This is a genomic window from Aestuariibaculum scopimerae, from assembly GCF_059428085.1.
Window position 1 is genome coordinate 2,267,557 of the sequence record NZ_CM182089.1, and the last position, 20,228, is coordinate 2,287,784.

The 20,228-nt window shown below is 38.0% G+C and carries 14 protein-coding genes; 11 read left to right on the forward strand and 3 right to left on the reverse strand.

Annotated features, from left to right (window positions below):
• Nucleotides 1-16 precede the first annotated feature (16 nt).
• Both AC5SR4_RS09790 and AC5SR4_RS09795 read right to left on the reverse strand, forming a co-directional pair.
• Entirely contained in the window at nt 17-1,639 is a 1,623-nt protein-coding gene (locus AC5SR4_RS09790) for a glycoside hydrolase family 31 protein (RefSeq protein WP_495356066.1), read from the reverse strand.
• Nucleotides 1,640-1,652: 13 nt separating this feature from the next.
• On the reverse strand, nt 1,653-2,579 hold the full coding sequence (locus AC5SR4_RS09795; protein WP_495356067.1) for a sugar phosphate nucleotidyltransferase: 927 nt from the start codon (nt 2,577-2,579) through the stop codon (nt 1,653-1,655).
• Nucleotides 2,580-2,943: 364 nt separating this feature from the next.
• Here AC5SR4_RS09795 and AC5SR4_RS09800 point away from each other — a divergent pair, with 364 nt between their 5' ends.
• The 6 genes from AC5SR4_RS09800 (at nt 2,944) to AC5SR4_RS09825 (ending at nt 10,960) form a co-directional block, all read left to right on the forward strand.
• Nucleotides 2,944-4,254, forward strand: coding sequence for a TolC family protein (locus AC5SR4_RS09800; protein WP_495356068.1), 1,311 nt, complete (start codon nt 2,944-2,946; stop codon nt 4,252-4,254).
• On the forward strand, nt 4,251-5,330 hold the full coding sequence (locus AC5SR4_RS09805) for an efflux RND transporter periplasmic adaptor subunit (RefSeq protein WP_495356069.1): 1,080 nt from the start codon (nt 4,251-4,253) through the stop codon (nt 5,328-5,330). Before AC5SR4_RS09800 ends, AC5SR4_RS09805 begins: the two co-directional genes overlap by 4 nt.
• Before the next feature lie 19 nt (nt 5,331-5,349).
• A complete protein-coding gene (locus AC5SR4_RS09810; RefSeq protein WP_495356070.1) occupies nt 5,350-8,544 on the forward strand; it encodes an efflux RND transporter permease subunit in 3,195 nt (1,064 codons plus the stop codon).
• 11 nt (nt 8,545-8,555) lie between these two features.
• The gene (locus AC5SR4_RS09815; protein WP_495356071.1) at nt 8,556-8,861 is read left to right on the forward strand and encodes a hypothetical protein; all 306 of its coding nucleotides are present in this window, start codon (nt 8,556-8,558) and stop codon (nt 8,859-8,861) included.
• Between the two features lie 805 nt (nt 8,862-9,666).
• Nucleotides 9,667-9,852, forward strand: coding sequence for a YgaP family membrane protein (locus AC5SR4_RS09820; protein ID WP_495356072.1), 186 nt, complete (start codon nt 9,667-9,669; stop codon nt 9,850-9,852).
• 166 nt (nt 9,853-10,018) lie between these two features.
• Complete coding sequence (locus tag AC5SR4_RS09825) at nt 10,019-10,960, forward strand: endonuclease/exonuclease/phosphatase family protein (protein WP_495356073.1); 942 nt, start codon at nt 10,019-10,021, stop codon at nt 10,958-10,960.
• A gap of 211 nt (nt 10,961-11,171) precedes the next feature.
• Here the strand turns inward: AC5SR4_RS09825 and AC5SR4_RS09830 are convergent, their stop codons facing one another.
• Entirely contained in the window at nt 11,172-11,780 is a 609-nt protein-coding gene (locus tag AC5SR4_RS09830) for an RNA polymerase sigma factor (RefSeq protein ID WP_495356074.1), read from the reverse strand.
• A gap of 140 nt (nt 11,781-11,920) precedes the next feature.
• On the opposite strand from AC5SR4_RS09830, the gene AC5SR4_RS09835 reads away from it, so the two are divergent.
• The 5 genes from AC5SR4_RS09835 (at nt 11,921) to AC5SR4_RS09855 (ending at nt 20,224) form a co-directional block, all read left to right on the forward strand.
• The gene (locus AC5SR4_RS09835; RefSeq protein ID WP_495356075.1) at nt 11,921-13,114 is read left to right on the forward strand and encodes a FecR family protein; all 1,194 of its coding nucleotides are present in this window, start codon (nt 11,921-11,923) and stop codon (nt 13,112-13,114) included.
• Nucleotides 13,115-13,285: 171 nt separating this feature from the next.
• Nucleotides 13,286-16,702 carry a SusC/RagA family TonB-linked outer membrane protein gene (locus tag AC5SR4_RS09840; protein ID WP_495356076.1) on the forward strand — a complete coding sequence of 1,139 codons (3,417 nt, stop codon included), beginning with the start codon at nt 13,286-13,288 and terminating at the stop codon, nt 16,700-16,702.
• A gap of 12 nt (nt 16,703-16,714) precedes the next feature.
• Nucleotides 16,715-18,208, forward strand: coding sequence for a RagB/SusD family nutrient uptake outer membrane protein (locus tag AC5SR4_RS09845; RefSeq protein WP_495356077.1), 1,494 nt, complete (start codon nt 16,715-16,717; stop codon nt 18,206-18,208).
• Nucleotides 18,209-18,327: 119 nt separating this feature from the next.
• Nucleotides 18,328-19,008 (forward strand): hypothetical protein, encoded by a 681-nt coding sequence (locus tag AC5SR4_RS09850; protein WP_495356078.1) that lies wholly within the window; start codon nt 18,328-18,330, stop codon nt 19,006-19,008.
• A 10-nt stretch (nt 19,009-19,018) separates the two neighbouring features.
• Nucleotides 19,019-20,224, forward strand: a complete 1,206-nt coding sequence (locus AC5SR4_RS09855) for a TlpA disulfide reductase family protein (protein WP_495356079.1) — start codon at nt 19,019-19,021, stop codon at nt 20,222-20,224.
• Nucleotides 20,225-20,228 lie beyond the last annotated feature (4 nt).

Genomic DNA, 20,228 nt, shown 5'->3' on the forward strand with positions numbered 1-20,228 from the left:
GTTCTCTACCCAACTACTATTCAACCTTTGTAAAATAAGGTATTCTATATAATGGCACATCTATTTCAATGGTTGTATGGCCTTTAACAATTTTACCATCATCGGCTTGCCATTTGCCTTTGGGCAATACAACCGTGCGCTTATAAGTACCTTTAGTTACAACTGGCGCAACAATAATATTATTACCTAATACAAACTGATCTTTTATGAGTTCATAGTTATTGTCTGGAAAAGCCAATGCCATAGGTTTTACGATAGGTTCGCCAGTTATAGAGGCTGCTTTGGCAAGCTCTAGAAATAGCGGTCCCATTTTAGTATGTAATTGGGCTGCTTCTAAACAATACTGGGCATTTTCTTTTGATAAAACCCGCCAAGGTGCCACCGAAAATTGCATCATGGGCATTAAAGCGTGCACTTGTGCAGACCGCACAACAAGCTCTTGGTCTATAGCATCAAGATTAATAAAGGACCCATATTCACCGCCACCAATCATATCGGGGCAGGTATAAGCATATCCCATTAAACTTTGAGACATCTGGTCGGGTATTAACTTCTGTAAATCTTCCCAATTATGCCCTTTGTCTCTTAGGCGTTGGGCTAGGGGCAATCCTGCCATTTTCCATGAAGCGCGGTATTCATTTAAAGGATAATCTAATCCTATCTCGGCAAATAGTGCAGTATGGTCGTTAGGTACAACAGTTTTATAAGATACAATGTCGTGTTCGTAAAAATAGGCATCCCCTGCATCAAATTTAAATCCGTCTACACCGTAAGCATCCACTAAATAATCCAGTTTATCTTTAAACCATGCTTTGGTCTTGGGGTTGCTTAAGTCTAAACAAGCACTGGCGCCATTCCACCAACGTATAATGGCGGCTTTATTTTGAGTGTTAGCCCAAAGCACCTCTTGGGTTTCATCAGTATCTAGTAACAACATGCCCTCTTTAGCCAAATAGCGAAATACTTCGGAGTCTGGACTTACAAATGGACAAACCCATAGCATAACCTGAAAGCCCATATTGTGTAACTTTTCAATCATACCTTTAGGGTCTTGGAACCTCTTTGTAGAAAACTCCCAAACACCGTAATTTTCTTGCCAATTATCATCAATCATCAAAACCCCCGGCGCATAGCCATTATCTATAATGCCTTGCGCATAGTTTAGAATATCTGTTTCATTTTGGTTATATATTAACTCAATCCAAGTATTGTATTGGGGGTGTGTAAATAATGTTTCCTCGGGGATTTTTCCGTTGGGTGGAAAGAAATGCTTTGAGGCATATGCGTAAGCATCTCTTAAGTTCTTGCCGGCATCTCCAAAAACAATCTTGCTGGTTCTGGAAGTAACCGCAATATGCCCGTTGTTAAGAGAATATTTAATAGGGTTTTCGCTCCAAATATACCGACCTTTATTTGATAGTAGTAGGGGTTGTGCTTGATTACCCTCATTATTGGCCCACAAATCGTGGGTGGTTTTAGAAGTTGCACTGTATGGGGTTTTGTGACCTTCCGTACTCAGGCCACCCCACCAGTATTCTCCAGTAATCATTTCAATGGCTAGGGTATCGGCTTTTTGGCCAAATAGGTTCATGCCGATAAGTAATAGCAGCCCTGTAATAATAATGGATTTTGTTTTCATAGTGTGGTTGTAGTTAATTGTTAACATGTTGCCAAAGTTTGTCAGGATAAACATGGTTTTTGTTTAATGCTTCAATAGCGTTTTGAACGCGTACTTTATCTTCCTTATAGGTAACCCCAAACCATTTGGCATCCGATTTTAAAACCTTTACGGTCGCTATCTGGGAGTGTAACATTTCGTTAACAATGGAAGGCATATAAAACTCTGCCTTTAAATTGTTTTTGTTTTCTTCTAAAAATGTTTCAAAAAGTGTATTGCCAAATTCAAAACATTTAGGCGTAAAGCCAAAGAAATTCATAGATACAATGGTGTTTTTATCAATGGGAATAAATTGACCATCATCATCTTTCCGCATTAATTGGCCGTTAATTTTTTCAATATGGGTACGTTCAATAATATCTGTTAAATAACCGGCTTCGTTAACCTGACATTCCCCTCTGGAAACAAATCCATAATCCGATATCGTATTTTTTAACAAGTAGGCCATTGTGTAAAAATTATAAGAGTTTTTATCTTCTAAAGCTAATGCTTCTGCCATAATCTTAAAGGCTTCCCTACCGTAAAAATCGTCCGCATTTATAATAGCAAAATTTTCATCTATAGCATTCTTGGCCATTAAAAGGGCATGCCCCGTACCCCAAGGTTTGGTTCTTTGAGGGTTTACGTATTTTTCAGGCACACTATCAAGCTCTTGGTAAACATAAACCACTTCGGCTTTGCCTTCCAGTTTTTCATTAAAAATGGCCTTAAACTCCTTTTCAAAACTCTTACGGATGATAAACACAAATTTGTTAAAACCAGATTGTAAGGCATCATAAATTGAAAAATCAATAATAGTATCACCCTCAGGTGTAAACGTGTCAATTTGTTTTAGCCCCCCATAGCGGCTTCCCATACCAGCAGCTAAAATGACAAGTGTGAGTTTTTTTGTTTTTTGCATGGTGTAACGTTTCGTTTATTAAAATGATTTTCCTGTCTTGCTTTTGAGTTAATTACTTGAAAATCAACTATATATTTGTATTTGGTTTCAATAATGTCAAATCGATTTGTAGCAAATCTACATATTATTTATACAAGAAAAAAGAAAAATCAAATAAAATGTGCTCGAACACACTAAATAAATGTTTTCGAGCACATTTTGGATTGTGTGTGCGTTTTAGGCATATAAACAGGATCATCCAAAAAAAGACAATTGTTCAAGTAATTCTCATTGTGTAACCTATGTTACTAAGCTGGGTAACATAAGTTGCTAAAGAATAATAATTATCCCCCTAATTTTGGTTTTTTAAATAACAATGAACACCATGATTCATAAAACATATATATTACTATTTAGTTTGTTTAATTTCGTTCTAGTATTGAATAGCCAAGAAACCATTCAGTTATCCAAAGCTGAAGTTTTAGAACGCGTTTCAAACCAGAATACAGCTATTAAAATTTCCCAAGAAGAATTCAATAAAGCTAGGGCCAACTATAGGCAAACCCATGCGGTATTTTTACCAAACATCACGGCCAGTCATACGGCAATGGCAACAACAAATCCTTTAATGGCATTTGGTTCTAAATTAAACCAAGAAATTTTAACAGCATCAGATTTTAATCCTGCATTACTAAACAACCCTTCTAAAACTCAAAACGTTGCAACAACATTTGAAATACAGCAACCATTAATAAATGTAGATGGGGTGTACCAGCGTAAAGCTGCAAAATCTCAAATGGAGGCAGTGTCTTTACAAGCCCAGCGCACTGCAGACTATTTGGCTTTAGAGGTTGATAAAGCATATATGCAATTGCAATTGGCCTATAAGGCTGTAGATGTTATAGAAAAAGCTTTGAAAACGGCTATGGCAAATAAACAATTGGCCGATAACAGTTATAAACAGGGCTACTTGCAACGAGCAGATGTTTTAAATGTAGACGTTAGGGTTGGTGAAGTGCAAAGCGAACTTCAAAACGCCAAGAGCCATGTTCAAAATGCATCAAATTATTTGTCTTATTTAATGAATGATGACACGTTTGTAGTATACCAACCTACCGATAGTTTAGTGTTAAACACACTGGCGCATCATAATAAAACCATTTCTGAAAACCGGAGCGATATAAAGGCCATGGCATTGGTGAGCAATGCCTATAGAGCCATGAATAAAGCAGATAATATGACATTTTTACCACGGCTAAATGCTTTTGGAAGTTACCAACTGTACGATGATAAACTTTTTCAAGCCAATGCCAATGGGTACGTTATAGGCGCACAATTAAGCTGGGATATTTTTAAAGGTTCCGAGCGCTTTGGCAAATCCCAAAAAAGTAAAGCCGAATACGAAAAATCCAAACTAGAATATAATCAATACCTATCGCAAAGTAAACTAGAGCTCAATCGGGTAAAGCGTATGTTAATGGATGCAGAAACGAAATTGCATGTTACCAAGCTTGCGTTGGAACAATCGGAAGAATCCTTGAGAATTAGAACCAACAGATTTAAAGAGGGCTTAGAAAAAACAGCTGATTTGTTGCGTTCTGAAACACAATTTGCACAAAAACAATTAGAATACTATCAAACTATTTTTGAATATAACTATGCACAGGCATACCTAAAATTTTTAACAAAAGAATGAAAAAAACATATATACTAGCAACACTTTCCATAGCTACATTGTTAATGGGTTGTGGCAGCGACACTAAAAAAGGAGACACTCAGCAATTACAAGCAATTCCTGTAACCATAAGTCAGGTATCTGCAAATAGCAAAACACCCTTTTTAGCCGTTAGCGGAAAAGTTCAAGCAGAAAACAGTGCCAATTTAAGCACTAGAACCATGGGCTATATTACCAGTGTACCTGTTACTGTTGGCGATACAGTACATAAGGGGCAACTATTGGTAGCCATAAACAATACGGATTTGCAAGCAAAAAAAGCTCAGGTAAATGCCAGTGTTATAGAGGCTACAGCTGCTTTTAATAATGCCGAGAAAGATTATAACCGCTTTTTAAGCTTATTTACAGATAATAGTGTGTCGCAAAAAGAATTAGACGATGCCACAACGCGGTACCAAATGGCCAAAGCCCGTTTAGAAGCTGCAAAGCAAATGGAAAACGAGGTCAATGCACAATTTGCCTATACCAATATTACAGCACCTTTTAATGGTGTAATTACCAGCAAAAGCATAGATAAAGGCGACATGGCCAATCCGGGACAGCCATTAATATCTATAGAAGCTCCTGGAGCGTTCAATGTTATGGCCATGGTGCCAGAAAGCGAAATCCCTGAAATTAAAACAGGAACCACAGTACATGTTCTAGTAAAGGCCATTAACCAAACCTTAAAAGGCAAAGTAACAGAAGTTAGTACATCTGCAAGCCAAACAGGCGGGCAATATTTAGTGAAGGTCGTTTTAGAAAAAGCGAAAGCCAAAATATTCTCGGGGATGTTTGCTACTGTTCAATTTCCTGTTGAAAGACATTCAAAAACCCCTAATATGGTTTTAATTCCAACAGAAGCCATTGTAACCAATGGTCAATTATCCGGAGTGTATACAGTAAGCCAGAGTAACACAGCTATATTGCGTTGGTTGCGTTTGGGAAGGACTTTTGGTGATCAGGTAGAAGTGTTATCGGGTTTGTCAGCTAATGAATCATATATCATCACTGCAGAAGGAAAACTGTATAACGGTGTAAAGATTACTATTCAATAACTATAAATTACAATTCAACATGAAAGAAGGTTTAGCAGGAAAAATAGCCAAGCTTTTTATAAGTTCTAAGCTTACTGTACTTCTAATGATCGTTTTTATGGTTATTGGGGTTTATAGTTCATTTTTAATACCCAGAGAGGAAGAACCACAGATAGACGTGCCCATGGCAGATATTTTTGTGGGATATCCAGGCGCTAGCCCAACCGAGGTGGAGTCCAGGGTTGTAAAACCATTAGAACAGCTTATTTCAAACATTAAGGGTGTAGAATATGTCTATGCAACCTCTATGAAAGAAAAAGCGATGGTAATAGTTCAGTTTTATGTAGGCGAAGATATTGAACGCTCCTTTGTAAAACTGTACAACGAAATCAATAAGCACATGGACCAAATGCCGGAAGGGGTTACCTTTCCTTTAATTAAAACCCGTGCTATTGACGATGTGCCTATGTTGGGTTTAACCCTTTGGAGTGAAAACTACGATGACTACCAATTAGGGCGTATAGCCCAAGAATTAGAAACCGAAATAAAAAAAGTACACGATGTAGCCATAACACATAAAATAGGAGGTAGAAACCGCCAAGTGCGTGTGGTGTTGGATAAGGATAAATTGGCATCCAGTGGTTTAGACTTTTTGTCAGTTTCAGAAATGATTAAAGCCAACAATGCACAGTTAAACTCAGGAACGTTTTATAAAAACGATACCGAGTTTGTGGTAAATACAGGTAAGTTTTTAGAAAGTACCAGCGATGTAGAAAACCTCGTGGTTGGGGTACAGCAAAACAAACCCATTTATTTAAAGCAAATAGCCAGTATAATTGATGGTCCAGAAATACCCCTAAACTATGTAAGTTTAGGATTTGGTCAGGGCAGTGGCAAGGCCAGTAGCTACCCATCAGAATACCCAGCCGTAACCATTTCCATAGCAAAGCGAAAAGGGGCCGATGCCATGAAAATAGCCGAAGTAATCATAGATAGGGTAGCACATTTGCGTACACAGTTAATACCAGACGATGTACATGTAGAAGTTACCAGAAACTATGGCGAAACAGCGTCGCACAAAGTATCAGAATTATTATTGCACCTTATAGGGTCTATCATAGCCGTTACCTTTGTAGTTATGTTGGCCATGGGCTGGCGTGGTGGTTTAGTGGTGTTCTTATCGGTACCCATCACTTTCGCATTAACCCTGTTAAGTTATTATATGTTAGATTATACACTTAACAGAATCACCTTATTTGCCTTGGTTTTTGTAACGGGTATAGTTGTAGACGATTCCATTATTATTGCAGAAAACATGCATCGGCATTTTAAAATGAAACGTTTGCCCTTTAAACAAGCGGCCCTATATGCCATTAATGAAGTAGGTAATCCAACCATTTTAGCAACCTTTACAGTCATTGCTTCCGTACTTCCAATGGCATTCGTGTCTGGTTTAATGGGGCCATACATGGCACCCATGCCCATTGGGGCCTCCATAGCCATGATATTGTCCCTGTTCGTAGCCTTAACCATAACGCCGTATTTGGGTTACATTTTTTTACGTGAAAAAAACAAAAAAGGAACAGTAGAAAAACCTGAGAAACAATTAGAGACAACATATATTTATAAAATTTATGAAACGTTTGAACGGCCGTTAATAGAAAATCGTAAAAAGCGTTGGTTGTTCCTGGGTGCTACCTTCCTGCTTTTAATGGGATCTATGGTGTTGTTTTTTACCAAATCGGTGGCCGTTAAAATGTTGCCTTTTGATAACAAGAACGAGTTCCAAGTGGTTATCGATATGCCAGAAGGCACTACACTAGAGCGTACCGCATTAGTGGCCCAAGAAATTTCACAATATTTAGCAACACGCCCAGAAGTTGTAAACTATCAAAACTATATAGGAACTTCAGCCCCCATTACATTTAATGGATTAGTACGACATTACGATTTGCGTGGCGGGAGCAATATGGCCGATATTCAAGTAAATTTATTAGACAAAAAAGAACGCTCGGCCCAAAGTCATGATATAGCCAAGTTGCTGCGTCCAGATATTCAAAAAATAGCCTCAAAGTACCAAGCCAATGTAAAATTAGTAGAAGTACCACCAGGCCCTCCCGTATTATCCACCATAGTGGCCGAGGTTTATGGTCCAGATTACAACAAGCAAATAGCCATTGCCAATCATGTACAAGACATTTTAAAAAACACCGAAGATGTTGTAGATATTGACTGGATGGTAGAAGCCGATCAAGTAGAATACCAATTCACCGTTAATAAAGAAAAAGCCATGCTTTATGGGGTAGCACCAAAACAGGTCGTGTACACCATGAATATGGCGCTGTCTAACAGGCCAGTAACAACTCTGTATGATGAAGATGCAGTAAACCAAATAGGCGTTGTGTTGGCTTTAGATGAAAAAGAAAAATCCACACTACAAGACATCTCACAATTAAAAGTAAAATCGCAACAAGGCCATTTAGTGCCCATTGCTGATATAGTAGATATAGAAACCGTTACAACAGCAAAAAGTATCTATAGAAAAAACCAAAAACGTGTGGTGTATGTATTGGCCGATATGGCAGGAGAACTGGAAAGCCCCGCTTATGCTATCTTAGGTATGGAGGAGCAGCTAAAAACCATACCATTGCCACCAGGGTATCAAATTAGTGACCAGTATTTAGGGCAGCCCGATTATGAAGATAATTATACCGTAAAATGGGACGGTGAATGGCAAATTACACTCGAAGTTTTTAGAGATTTAGGCATGGCGTTTCTAGGGGCCATCATATTAATTTACATTCTAATTGTAGGATGGTTTCAAAACTTTAAAGCACCAGTGGTCATGATGGTAGCCATTCCACTATCATTAATAGGCATAATTTTAGGGCACTGGATCATGAATGCCTTTTTTACTGCCACTTCATTTATAGGAATGATTGCATTGGCAGGTATCATGGTGCGCAATTCGGTACTGCTTATAGATTTTATCAACCTGCGTTTAAAAGATGGCGTTCCCCTAAAGCAAGCCACTATCGAGGCAGGAGCCGTACGAACAACGCCCATTTTATTAACCGCAGGAACTGTGGTTATTGGGGCCTTTGTCATTCTTTTTGATCCCATATTCCAAGGTTTGGCCATTTCGTTAATGGGAGGTACTATAGTCTCCACCATATTAACCTTATTGGTTGTGCCCTTAGTGTATTATATGATAGAACGAAAAAAATATAAATAATAATAAAAAAGATGCAATTAGTAATAGTAACCGCCGTAGAAGCTTTTCATAAAGATGTTATAAAACTCTTTAGACAAGCAGGTATAGAAAGCTTTAGCGAGTCTGAAATAGATGGGCATAAGCATTCCAATGCTTTAATAATGTCTTCCAATTGGTTTGGAACCCAACATGGAGGCAATGAATCCAATATGTTTTTTTCGTTTACCGATGAAGCAAGTATAGATGCCTTATTCAACCTAATAAAAGCATATAACAATCATTTAGAAACCAATAATCCCGTTAGGGCCATTGTGCTTCCTATTTTAAAATTCATTTAATCATTTCTGGAATTCTGAATCCTGAATCCTGAATCCTGAATTAGGACAATGTCATTCAGAGTGAGCATGCGAGCGAAGCATCTAAAAACTAAAAGTGAAAAACTAAAACAAGTTCAGAGTTCAGAGTTCGAAGTTCAGAGGTGGCAGTCACAGTCGCAGTCGCAGTTAAAGACCAAGGCGTCTAATAATCGAAAAATCTAGTAATCTAAAACTAAAAGTGAAAAACTAACAGTGAAAAATACCGCGTAGCGGTTTAAGTATTGTAGAAATGTAGAAATGTAGAAATTGTAGAAAAAAATAAGATAAAGCACCGATTCCTCGTAGAGGATAAACTCAAACGAAATTAAAAAGCCAGACGAATCTAGCTCCCCTCTCGAGAGGGCTGCTACCGGGTGTACACAAATATGTTAAAACTAAAAAATATCAAGCTTTATGAAAATTAGCCACGAATACACGAATAAATAGGTGCTCACGGTTGCGTAAAGTAGCAGAGACTAGTCATGGCACGAATCATTTTCCGCCTTTGGCGGAAACACCAAAGCCTGAAAGGCTTAAAATTAGTGTGATGTCTAGCTTTTATTACGCCATGCTTACGTCTTTATTGATGACACATTCGTGTATTTGTGGCGTTTTAGAGACGTGTACACACGGTAGCTTCTTTTGAAGAGGGAACGATTGCTGCAAAGCAGTAATCAGGGGAGTTTAACAAGCAAGAGTAAACACATAAGAGTAAGAAAAACAACTAACCGACTAAACAACAACCAACCAAACATTAAAACATTTAAAACAATCTAATACAAAAAAAATGAAAAACAGAATAGTAAGAGGAATAGCAGGAACATTTATCCTAGCAAGTTTATTATTGGCCATATATGTCAATCAAAATTGGCTATGGTTCACAGCCTTTGTAGGAGCCAATTTATTACAGTCGTCAATAACAAAGTGGTGTTTAATGGATACCATTTTAGAAAAGTTAGGTGTAAAAGATTAGCTTATAGATTGTGTCTGGCGTTTGGCAGTTGCTAAAAAATAAATGCTAAATGTAAGTGCTTATAAAATATATTTTAGATTGATTAATTTCCCAAAAAAATAGTATCTTTATACCACTTCCCTAAAGCACTAATTGTTTGTATAAATAACATTTAAAACAATTAAACATGCCAGCATTTGAAAAACCACAATTTACATTCAACTTTAATCTTAATGATGAATTACAGCACCTAAAGACCCATAAAGCCACACGGCATATTCCTGAAAAAACCGACGATAAACTATTAATAGCCTCATGGAACATTGCCAATTTAGGCTTGCAGGATCGGTGGCAAGCCCACTACCAGCTTATCGCAGAAGTAATAAGTTGGTTTGATATTATAGCCGTTCAAGAAGTGAATGACAAGTTAGAAGGATTAAGGGCCGTAGAATCTGAACTGCCATCACACTACGATTTAGTGTTTTCCGATAAAGGCGGCAACAACGAACGCTCGGCATTTATATACGACAACCGCGTGGTTAAGCAATTAGAACTGGTAGGAGAAATAGGGGTGCCACCCAAAGACCACAAGTACATTAAAATAAAAGATGTAGACCAAAAATTTACGGGTTTTGATAGAAACCCTTATTTATGTTCCTTTCAATGGCGGGATACCATCCTAATCCTTATTACCGTGCATTCCTTTTCCGGGGGCGAGTCCAAGCATGATTTGGAACGTAGGGCCTTAGAAGCTTATGCCATAGGGCGTTATGCCGATTTAAGGAATGGTTCGGCCAATGCCTTTTCTAAGAACATTATTGCCCTGGGCGATTTTAACATCCCTAAAATTGAAAAAGGCGATACCGTTTATGATGCGCTGGTAAAGCGGGGCTTAAAGCTGCCCGAGCATTCCACCAAAGTGTACTCAAACATATCCAACGACAAGATGTACGACCAAATGGCCTTTTTGCCTTCTATAAAATCTAAAATACAGGGCCACGGCGTATTCGATTTTGATTCGGCCATCTTTCCCAACCTCTGGCAAAATGCCACCCCAATAAACTTTAGGGCCTATTTAAGATACTATATGTCCGACCACCGCCCACTTTGGATGCAGTTGGAATTTTAAACCCCTTTTAAGTAAAAGTATTTTAAACGTTTTGCATACTCAAACCATGCATACAAACGTATTTTTAACTTCAAAATAAACAACTGCAATAAACAACGCAGTAGCATGTAGCACTACAAACCTATAATACTATCCCTATGTAATAACCAATACCAAGACTTATTTTTGTAACCGTACCAAACGACCGTTTGAAGTACTACCAAACAATTGTTTAATAGACTACTCCACCTTTTAAAGACTTAAGGACTTTAGGGATGTGTAAAAACAAATTGAGAAAATCGGTGGCAGAGAATCGTTCCCGGATAAGGTTATAGGCTTTGCACATTTGAGCTTGCACGGTTTTGGGTGAAATATCCAACTCAGAGGCAATCTGCTCATAGCTTAATTGCTCGTATTTACACAAAATGAATACTTTTTTACAACGCTTGGGAAGCGCATCTATGATGGTTCTTAATTTTTTAATGCGTTGTTGACTAGCAATGTCGTCCTCTTCAATATGATCCATTAAGTAAGTGTATTTCAAGCTATCCAACAAATTGGCTTCCCGTTGTTCTTTTCGGTAAGCATCAATAAACGTATTGTAGGCCATTTTAAATAAAAAGGATTTTATGCTCTGGTTGATATTTAAGTTTTCCCGGTTGTTCCAAAGCTTAATGAAGGTGTCCTGAATGATGTCCTCCGTATTGAAATTGTTTTTGTTATAACTATTAATGAAGGCCTTAAGTGGATCGTAATACATATCATAAAGGCGTTTAAAAGCTTCCTGGTCCCCAGATTTTAAGGCTAATATAAAAGTTTTGATATCATTGTTAGGGTTCATAAGCTAATACGCATTCCATGCAAAAGTCTAAATTTTAGCCATAAAACAAAAAAAATAAACCATAACATTAAAAAAAAGTAAAAAAAACATAGGCATTTTTTAAAGTGGCTTCGTATTAGGTATGATTAAACAATAAGACGGTGAATAAAAATATAGAAAGAATAATAGCTCGCTACTTCGACCAAAGTATCACTGAACAAGAAGAACAAGAGCTTATAGATTGGATAAACAATGGACACAAAGACATTTTCAAGGCCTACGTTGTGCTAAATTTTTCCGTAGAATTGTCAAAAAAGACGAGGCAAAAAGACAAAGAAACGTCCTGGAAGACCATTTTGGCAGACATCAATAAAAAACCGACAAAAGTACGCCCCCTTTACAAACGATCCTATTTTAAATATGCTGCTGCCGTGTTTATAGGGCTGTTTGCCATTGGTTATTGGTTTACCCAAAAACCAGCACCCAACCCCAATATTATTGTCAAAAACCAAATAAAAGCAGGTAGCAACAAAGCGACGTTAACCTTAGAAGATGGCACGGTAGTGGCTCTGGAAAAAGGAACTTCATACCAAACGGGATATGCGGTTAGTAATGGGGAACAGATAGCTTATAGTGATAATAGAGAGAAGAGAGAAAACCTGCCTGTCGGCAAGGTAGGGAATAGAGAGGTTATTCAATATAACGTATTAACGGTTCCAAGGGGTGGGCAGTATCAATTGGCTTTGGCTGATGGTACTCGCGTTTGGCTCAACTCTGAAACCCAATTAAAATACCCGATAACTTTTATGGACGGCCACACCCGAAACGTCGAACTTGTTTATGGTGAAGCCTATTTCGACGTCTCCCCAAGCACCGAACACCAGGGCTCCCATTTTAAAGTTATAAACAGTGGTCAAGAAGTCGAGGTGCTTGGCACCGAGTTTAATATTAAGGCCTATAAAGACGAAAAAAGCATTTTTACAACATTGGTTGAAGGTAAGGTTGCCGTTAGCACAGGTGAAGGGGTTCAATTATTAAATCCTAACCAACAGGCAGTTGTATTGGAAGGCGCAAAAGAAATTTTAACTTATAATGTGGATGTTTACCCGAATGTGGCATGGAAAGACGGCGTTTTTAGTTTTAGAGAAAAAGAGCTAACACATGTGGTCCAGGTTTTATCTAGATGGTATGATACCGAAATCGTTATTAAAGAAGAAGCAATAAAGCATTTGAAAGTGAATGGGTTATTAAGAAAAAATCAAAATTTAGAAGCTATTTTAAATGTAATTCAAGAATCTATAAATATAAAATATGAAGCCTATGAGAATAAAATAATGATATCAAAAAGCAACTAAACAACAAAAAAAAGGAATGAGGTTCAAATCTCCACAATGCAAACCATCATCCCCTTGAATACTAATTAATTAAATCAATGTTTAACTAACTAATTTTACAAATTTATGCAAATTAACTCGATAACCTCAGTTTTTTGTTTGCAAAAACAAAAAGTAATTCTAAAATTTCTTATGAAAGTAATTTTTATTTTGTTCTGTACCGCGGTGTTTAGTATGAGTCCTAAGAATGTGTTCGGTCAAAATAAAACGATAATAATTCCGGAAAGCAAAGATCTACCTATAGAAGATGTTCTGGATATGATAGGAAAGCAAACGGATTATACATTTATTTATGATTATAATCTTTTTAAAGATTTGCCAATGGTGAATCTTGAAAAAGGGAAGGTCAATGCTAATGAATTGCTTTTATTATGTTTTTCCAGAAAAAACTATAGTATTAAAGTAGAAAATAACACCATTGTCATAGAAAAAGACAATGACATGTTGCAACAACGATTAACCGTAACAGGTAAAGTAACAGATAAAAGCGGTATGCCTTTACCGGGAATGACCGTGTATGTTACCAATGTTGAACCGCAACAAGGGACAATGCAAAAAGACTTCATTGTTAGAGGAACATCCACTGATTTAGATGGTAATTTTACTCTATCGGCAGAAAAAGGCTATTTTTTAGTTGCCTATGGCTTAGGGTTTGAGTTTTATTATGTAGAAATCACTGAAGATATTACGAATATAAATATTCAATTAAAAGAAAAGGTAAGTGCTCTTGAAGAGGTGGTACTTGTGGGATATGGTTCTACAAAAAAGAAAGACCTTACCGGTACGGTGAGTACGGTGAAATCTCAGGAGATTGAACAGATAAAAACCCAAACCATAGATCAGGCATTGGTGGGTAGGGCACCGGGAGTATATGTAAATGCTTTAAGTGGTCAACCTGGAGCTGGTGCAATTGTACACATTCGTGGTTTAAGTGCTTTACGCGGTGATAACCAACCTCTGTATGTGGTAGATGGGGTTCCTATTGTAATAAATCCAATATTTGAATCCAACGGGTTAGGTACTTTTGGTAGTCGTGAAAATCCATTATTGGCTATAAACCCTAATGATGTGGAGCGAGTAGACATTCTTAAAGATGCTTCTGCTGCAGCCATTTATGGATCGCGTGCAGCCAATGGGGTTATTTTAATTACCACCAAAAGGGGCAATAAAAACCAAAAACCAAGATTTACTTTTTCACTAAATTCTACCATTTCCAACCCTGTTAACTACTGGGATGTGCTTTCGGCATCAGAGTACAAGGCGTTTGTAACGCAAAATGCTCAAAACAGAGTCGATGCTGGTACCCCGGGGGCAAATGACGCTACTATTTTAAACAATCCCGATGCTTTTTTTGGTAACGAGAATACCGATTGGCAAGATAAGATTACTAATGACAATGCCCTCTGGAACGATTACCGCTTTGGCCTTTCAGGAGGTACAGAAAACCTAAATTATTTAGTGTCTGCAGGGGTGACCGATCAGGAAGGTATAATGATAGGCAGTAAGTTAAACCGTTATAGTGTTAACGCCAACTTAGATGCCAATGTTAACAGTAGAATAAAAACAGGATTCTCATTTAACTATAATTATTCGGTAAACAAAATCTCCGGGGTTACAGGATTGCAACAGGGAGCAAGCTTTAGGCCGGACTTAGGCGTGTTTGATGAAAATGGACAATACACCACTGTTCCTGCTTTAGGTGGTGCTTTGGGACCTAACATTCTTTCAAGAAACCCCGTTGGTGGTAGTGGCTTGGCTACTAATAATCGCATAGGACAGTATTTGTTTGGCTCTGTATATGGTGAGATTAAAATTGTAGAAGGGTTAAAGTTTAGATCACAGATTAACGTTTCTCTGGGTAACGATCGTACTTCAAACTTTTCACCATCGTTTTCAGACTCAGCTTTGTTTAACCTGTACTACGGAGATATTAACGAAGCCACGCTTAGTAGACAACGTAACGATAATTATGCCACTGTGTTTAGTAATACCCTAAACTTTAATAAAGCATTTGAAGGTGGACATAGGCTAGATGCAGTACTGGGAGTATCTTGGGATAGAAATCGTATGGATTTGGAATCTCAAACCTATGCCGGGTTCCCAGACGATTTTATTTTGACCGATATAGGCTCCGCACAACGTGTGGATGACTTTTCCAGTGAGGCTATACAAGGTGCGCTAACCTCTATTTTTGGGCGTTTTAATTACAACTATAAAGATCGTTATTTAGCCACTTTTACAGCGCGTAGGGATGGCTCTACCAAATTTGGGACTAACAACAGATATGGATTTTTTCCATCTGGTGCCTTGGCTTGGAATGTACATAACGAAGACTTTTTTAATGTAGCAGCCATCAATCAGTTAAAGTTAAGGGCATCTATGGGTAGAACAGGTAATGATAACCTGGCATCGTTTACCTATTTGGCGTATATGTCCTCATTAGCCAATCAGGGCTCTTTTTACGGTAATAACAATGGTATTGTAATTACTGGTTTACCAAATCCGAATATTAAATGGGAAGAAACAGACCAATTGGATCTGGGACTGGAGTTTAGCATGTTTAACAATCGCCTTAACGCTGAGATTGTGTATTATGAGAAAAACACCTCCGGAATTATTCTATTTACGCCCTTACCTTCAGAAACCGGTTTTGCAGCTTTCAATGCCAACGTTGCCGATGTAAGTAATACCGGTTGGGAAATTACTCTAGGTGGTGATGTGCTTAGAGGAGAGTCCTTTAACTGGAATTCATCTTTTAATATATCTTTCCCTAAAGGCAATGTAGATAACCTTTATGGGGGGTCTGTATTTAGCAGTGGTAGTAGCCCTGCTATTATGGAGGGGCATCCTATAGGTGTTATAACAGGCTATATAGAGGATGGTATTGCTCAAACCCAAGCAGAAATAGATGCCTTAAACGCCGGGGCGCCTGATGGAAATTACTATTCGGGATTAAGACAACCGGGCGACTATATATACAGAGATGTTAATGGTGATGGCGAAGTTACTTCGCTAGACCGTACGGTACTGGGAGACATCAACCCTGAGTATTACGGTGGCTGGAATAATACAGTGACCTATAAAAATTTTGATTTTAATTTCAATTTTCAGTTTGCCCAAGGACATGAACGGGAGTTGGCTAATAGTTTAAATCTATGGTTAAGAGCGCATCAAGATCCTTTTAGCAATACGACGTCTATAGTATATGATACCTGGACTCCGGATAATCCTAATGCCACATATGGTAGGTTAGGAACTGCAGCCCAAAGTTTCAGTAGTACATTTGTGGGCGATGCTTCATACATACGTTTACGTTCCGCATCTGTTGGTTATACTTTTACCGGAGACTGGTTGAGTAACATAGGTGTTAATTCGGTCAAATTTAGTTTATCTGGTAACAATTTGTTTACCATCACTAACTATCCGGGCTTAGATCCCGAGTCGGTTAGCAGACCAAGAGGAGGATCGACTTCAGATTTAACCAGAGATGAGGGGTATGCATACCCATTAGCTAGAACCTTTACTTTGGGTGTAAATATTAATTTTTAATTAAGGAAGATTATGAAAACAAAAACATACATATATACAGTTTTAATAACATGGATGCTTGTGCTAACATCTTGCCAGTTGGCAGAAGAGTTGGATGAATTTGAACCCTTATATTCATTGCCCGCAGAGAGTGCTATTTCAGACCAAATCTCGGCAGATTTGGCATTGGACGGGATGTACTCTTGTTTAAGGCAAACCGAAGCCGGTTTTCCATACTATACAATATTAGGTAGTACCTTAAGTGGTGTGAATTCTGGAGGTTATTTTGCAACGGGCGTAGAAGATATTAGCCTTTTAAATAACGATCCGGTTGCTGATGGATCTTCCTTAAGAGGGATGTATACAAACTTATACACCCTTGTAAACAGGGCTAACTGGGTGATTGAAGGGACTGAAAAATTGGAAGCATCAGATTTTAATGACCCAAGCAGACAAACCGGAATTATAGGTGAAGCCAAAGCCATGCGTGCTTTAGGACATTTTTATTTGTTGCGTACCTTCGGTCAGTTTTACGATACAGCCTCTAGTTATGGCGTTGTGTTAAATTTAGCACCTGCAAAAGAGGCTACCCCCAGACCCAGAAATACGGTTGCAGAGTGTTATGATGCCATCCTTAGCGATTTGGATGATGCCATGGTAGAGGCACCCGACCTACGTTATAAATATTATGCCAGTAAAACCTTTGCAAAAGCCTTAAAAGCAAAAGTGTTGTTGTATATGGGCGAGTATGGACAAGCAGCAATTTTGGCCAAAGAGGTTATGGACGATTCAGGCTCTAATTTTGGATTGGCACCTACCTTTGATGCGCTTTTTGATCATACCGGAACAACCGATTATTTAAATTCGGTGGAATCACTCTTTAATGTGTATGCCGATTTGGATGAAGGTATTGGTAACGGTAATTTTTGGGATGGTTTGTTTGCAAATGTTTCAAATGATTATTATGAAATGGGTGAGACCGGTACAGTAACTATTAGTGGACAAGAAATTAATTACGATGGCCCCAGAGTGGCCTTTATGCAACAGGGAACAGGAGTTATACCGGGCTTAAATGGTAATTTTAAGTATAAACAACGTTCGGTATTTTTATACGAAACTTGCTACCATTTACGTATGGCAGAGGTGTATTTAATCTATGCCGAGGCTGATGCCAGAGCCACTAATGCAGTATCTACTGATGCTTTAGCAGCTTTAAATGCGATTAGAACAAGAGCAGGAGCTACCACTACAGGAGGTGATGGTTTTGAAACCTATCCAAACACCATCTCCTATGATGAGTTTTTGGAAGCCGTTCGTATTGAAAAAATCATGGAACTAGCCACCGAAATGGGCGAGGAATGGTACGATCTGGTACGTTACGATTATGCCGATGGATTTGGTACCGGTTTTCAAGTATCTGATGTTAAGGCTACGGCTACTAACCCCGATAAGTTTATTATGCCTATCCCAGCAGCATCTATTGATGCGGGACAGAATATTGTAGATCAAAATCCTACCTATAACTAAACTCCTTAATAAACCCTTGGACTTTGCATTAAAAAGTTCAAGGGTTATTTTTTTCCCACTGTAAAATTTGATATCAGCTAAAGTGGGACATTAACTTTTAAATATCTAATGATACGTATATGGCCATTATAAAAACTTTAAAGATTTATATAGTACTTGTTTTAATAGGTGTTACCTCTTCTTTGTACGCCCAAGATTGCAAGGTGCTTTTAAAAACTATTAATAAAAGTTACAAAGGCACATGTAAAAAAGGTAAAGCAGATGGGCATGGTACTGCCATAGGTATAGATACCTATACCGGTAATTTTAAAAAAGGATATCCTGACGGGAAAGGTGTTTACACTTTTGGAAATGGTGATGTGTATGAGGGAGAATTTAATAAAGGTAAGAAACATGGGGAAGGCGTCTTTACAAAAGCTACAGGTACGGTGCAGAAAGGCTTTTGGAAAAAAGATGATTACATAGGTATGTACGAGACAGCCTATAAAAAGTTAGACAAATCTCCAAATGTGTCGTCGTACACTATAGTTTCGGCAAAATCCGGTACCCAAAGTATTCGGTTTTACATTAAGGAAAATCAAAACAATGTTAGAAATCCCGGTGCCAATATTGTGCTTCATTATGGGAATTACAGCAATGAGATCAAGACCCGCGATTACATAGAACTTTTAGGGGTAACCTATCCTTTTAAGGCAAAGGTGTATATAAACCAAGAATATATTGAGTTTGAGTTATTCAATGCCGGTAGCTGGAACATTACCACCAATATTACCTCTATAAATGGATTAAACAATAATTAAACATAAACTCATGAAATATTTAAAAATTTTAGCCTTAACCCTATTAATAGTTGCTTGTAAGGACAAAGAAGTCCCCTTAGGAGATAATGAATATAGTATGATTGGTCATGTTACTGGTATGGAGTCAGGAAACCTTTATTTTATTTCGCTTAGTCAAGGAACTCAAAGCATAGATACGTTAAAAGTAGAAGCTGGCCAGTTTAGGTATAGGGGAGGCATAGACGAGCCTGTAAAAACAGTATACCTATCTACACAAACAGAAGTAAGAACAACCAAAGATCCTTATATTACCTTGTATTTGGAGCCAACCGCTATGGAACTTAATGTGGATGTAAACAACCTAAGAGACGCTAAACTTACCGGTTCTAAAACCATGGACGACTATTACCGTCTTGAATCTGAAAGAGCCGCTATAAAAGACAAATACAGCGCCCAATTTGCAGCTTTTGAAGCCAATAGAGAACAAATAGCACAGGCTACTACCGAAGCAGAAAAAAAGGAACTAAAATGGAAAGACAACGATTTAAGAGCGGCTTTAGAACCTTATTACGATGAGGTTAATGCATTTTCAAAAAGCTTTATTATTAATAATCCGGAATCCTATATAAGTTATACAAACTTATTATTCAGTTTAAAGCAATTTACACAAAAAGAAGCCCGGGACATCTATAATAAGTTTCCCGCTGCGTTTAAAAAAGGGAATCAGGCAGAACGTATAGAAAAAAATATTGAAGATATGTCTAAAGGCATACCCGGAGCCCCGGCAGGCGACTTTAGTACCATTGATATTAATGGCGAACCTATTAAGTTGGCAGATTTTAAAGGACAATACCTTTTAATAGATTTTTGGGCATCGTGGTGTGTGCCCTGTAGAAAAGGCAATCCACACCTGTTGGATGTATATGCCAAATACAAATCCAAAGGATTAGAGATCCTTGGAGTGTCAGACGATGACAATAACCCCGATGCTTGGCGAAAAGCCATAAAAGAAGACGGGATAGGTGTATGGCGCCATGTACTTAGAGGGATGAAAGTAGATCGATCTAATGGCGGCTTTAAGTTATTAGACGATGGTGTAAGCAGGGACTATAATATTTCTACGCTTCCAACTAAAATTTTAATCGACCCTCAGGGTATTGTAATTGGTCGCTATGGCGGCGGCGGCGGAACCGATGCAGATATGGATAAAAAATTAGCAGAGATTTTTAATAATTAACATC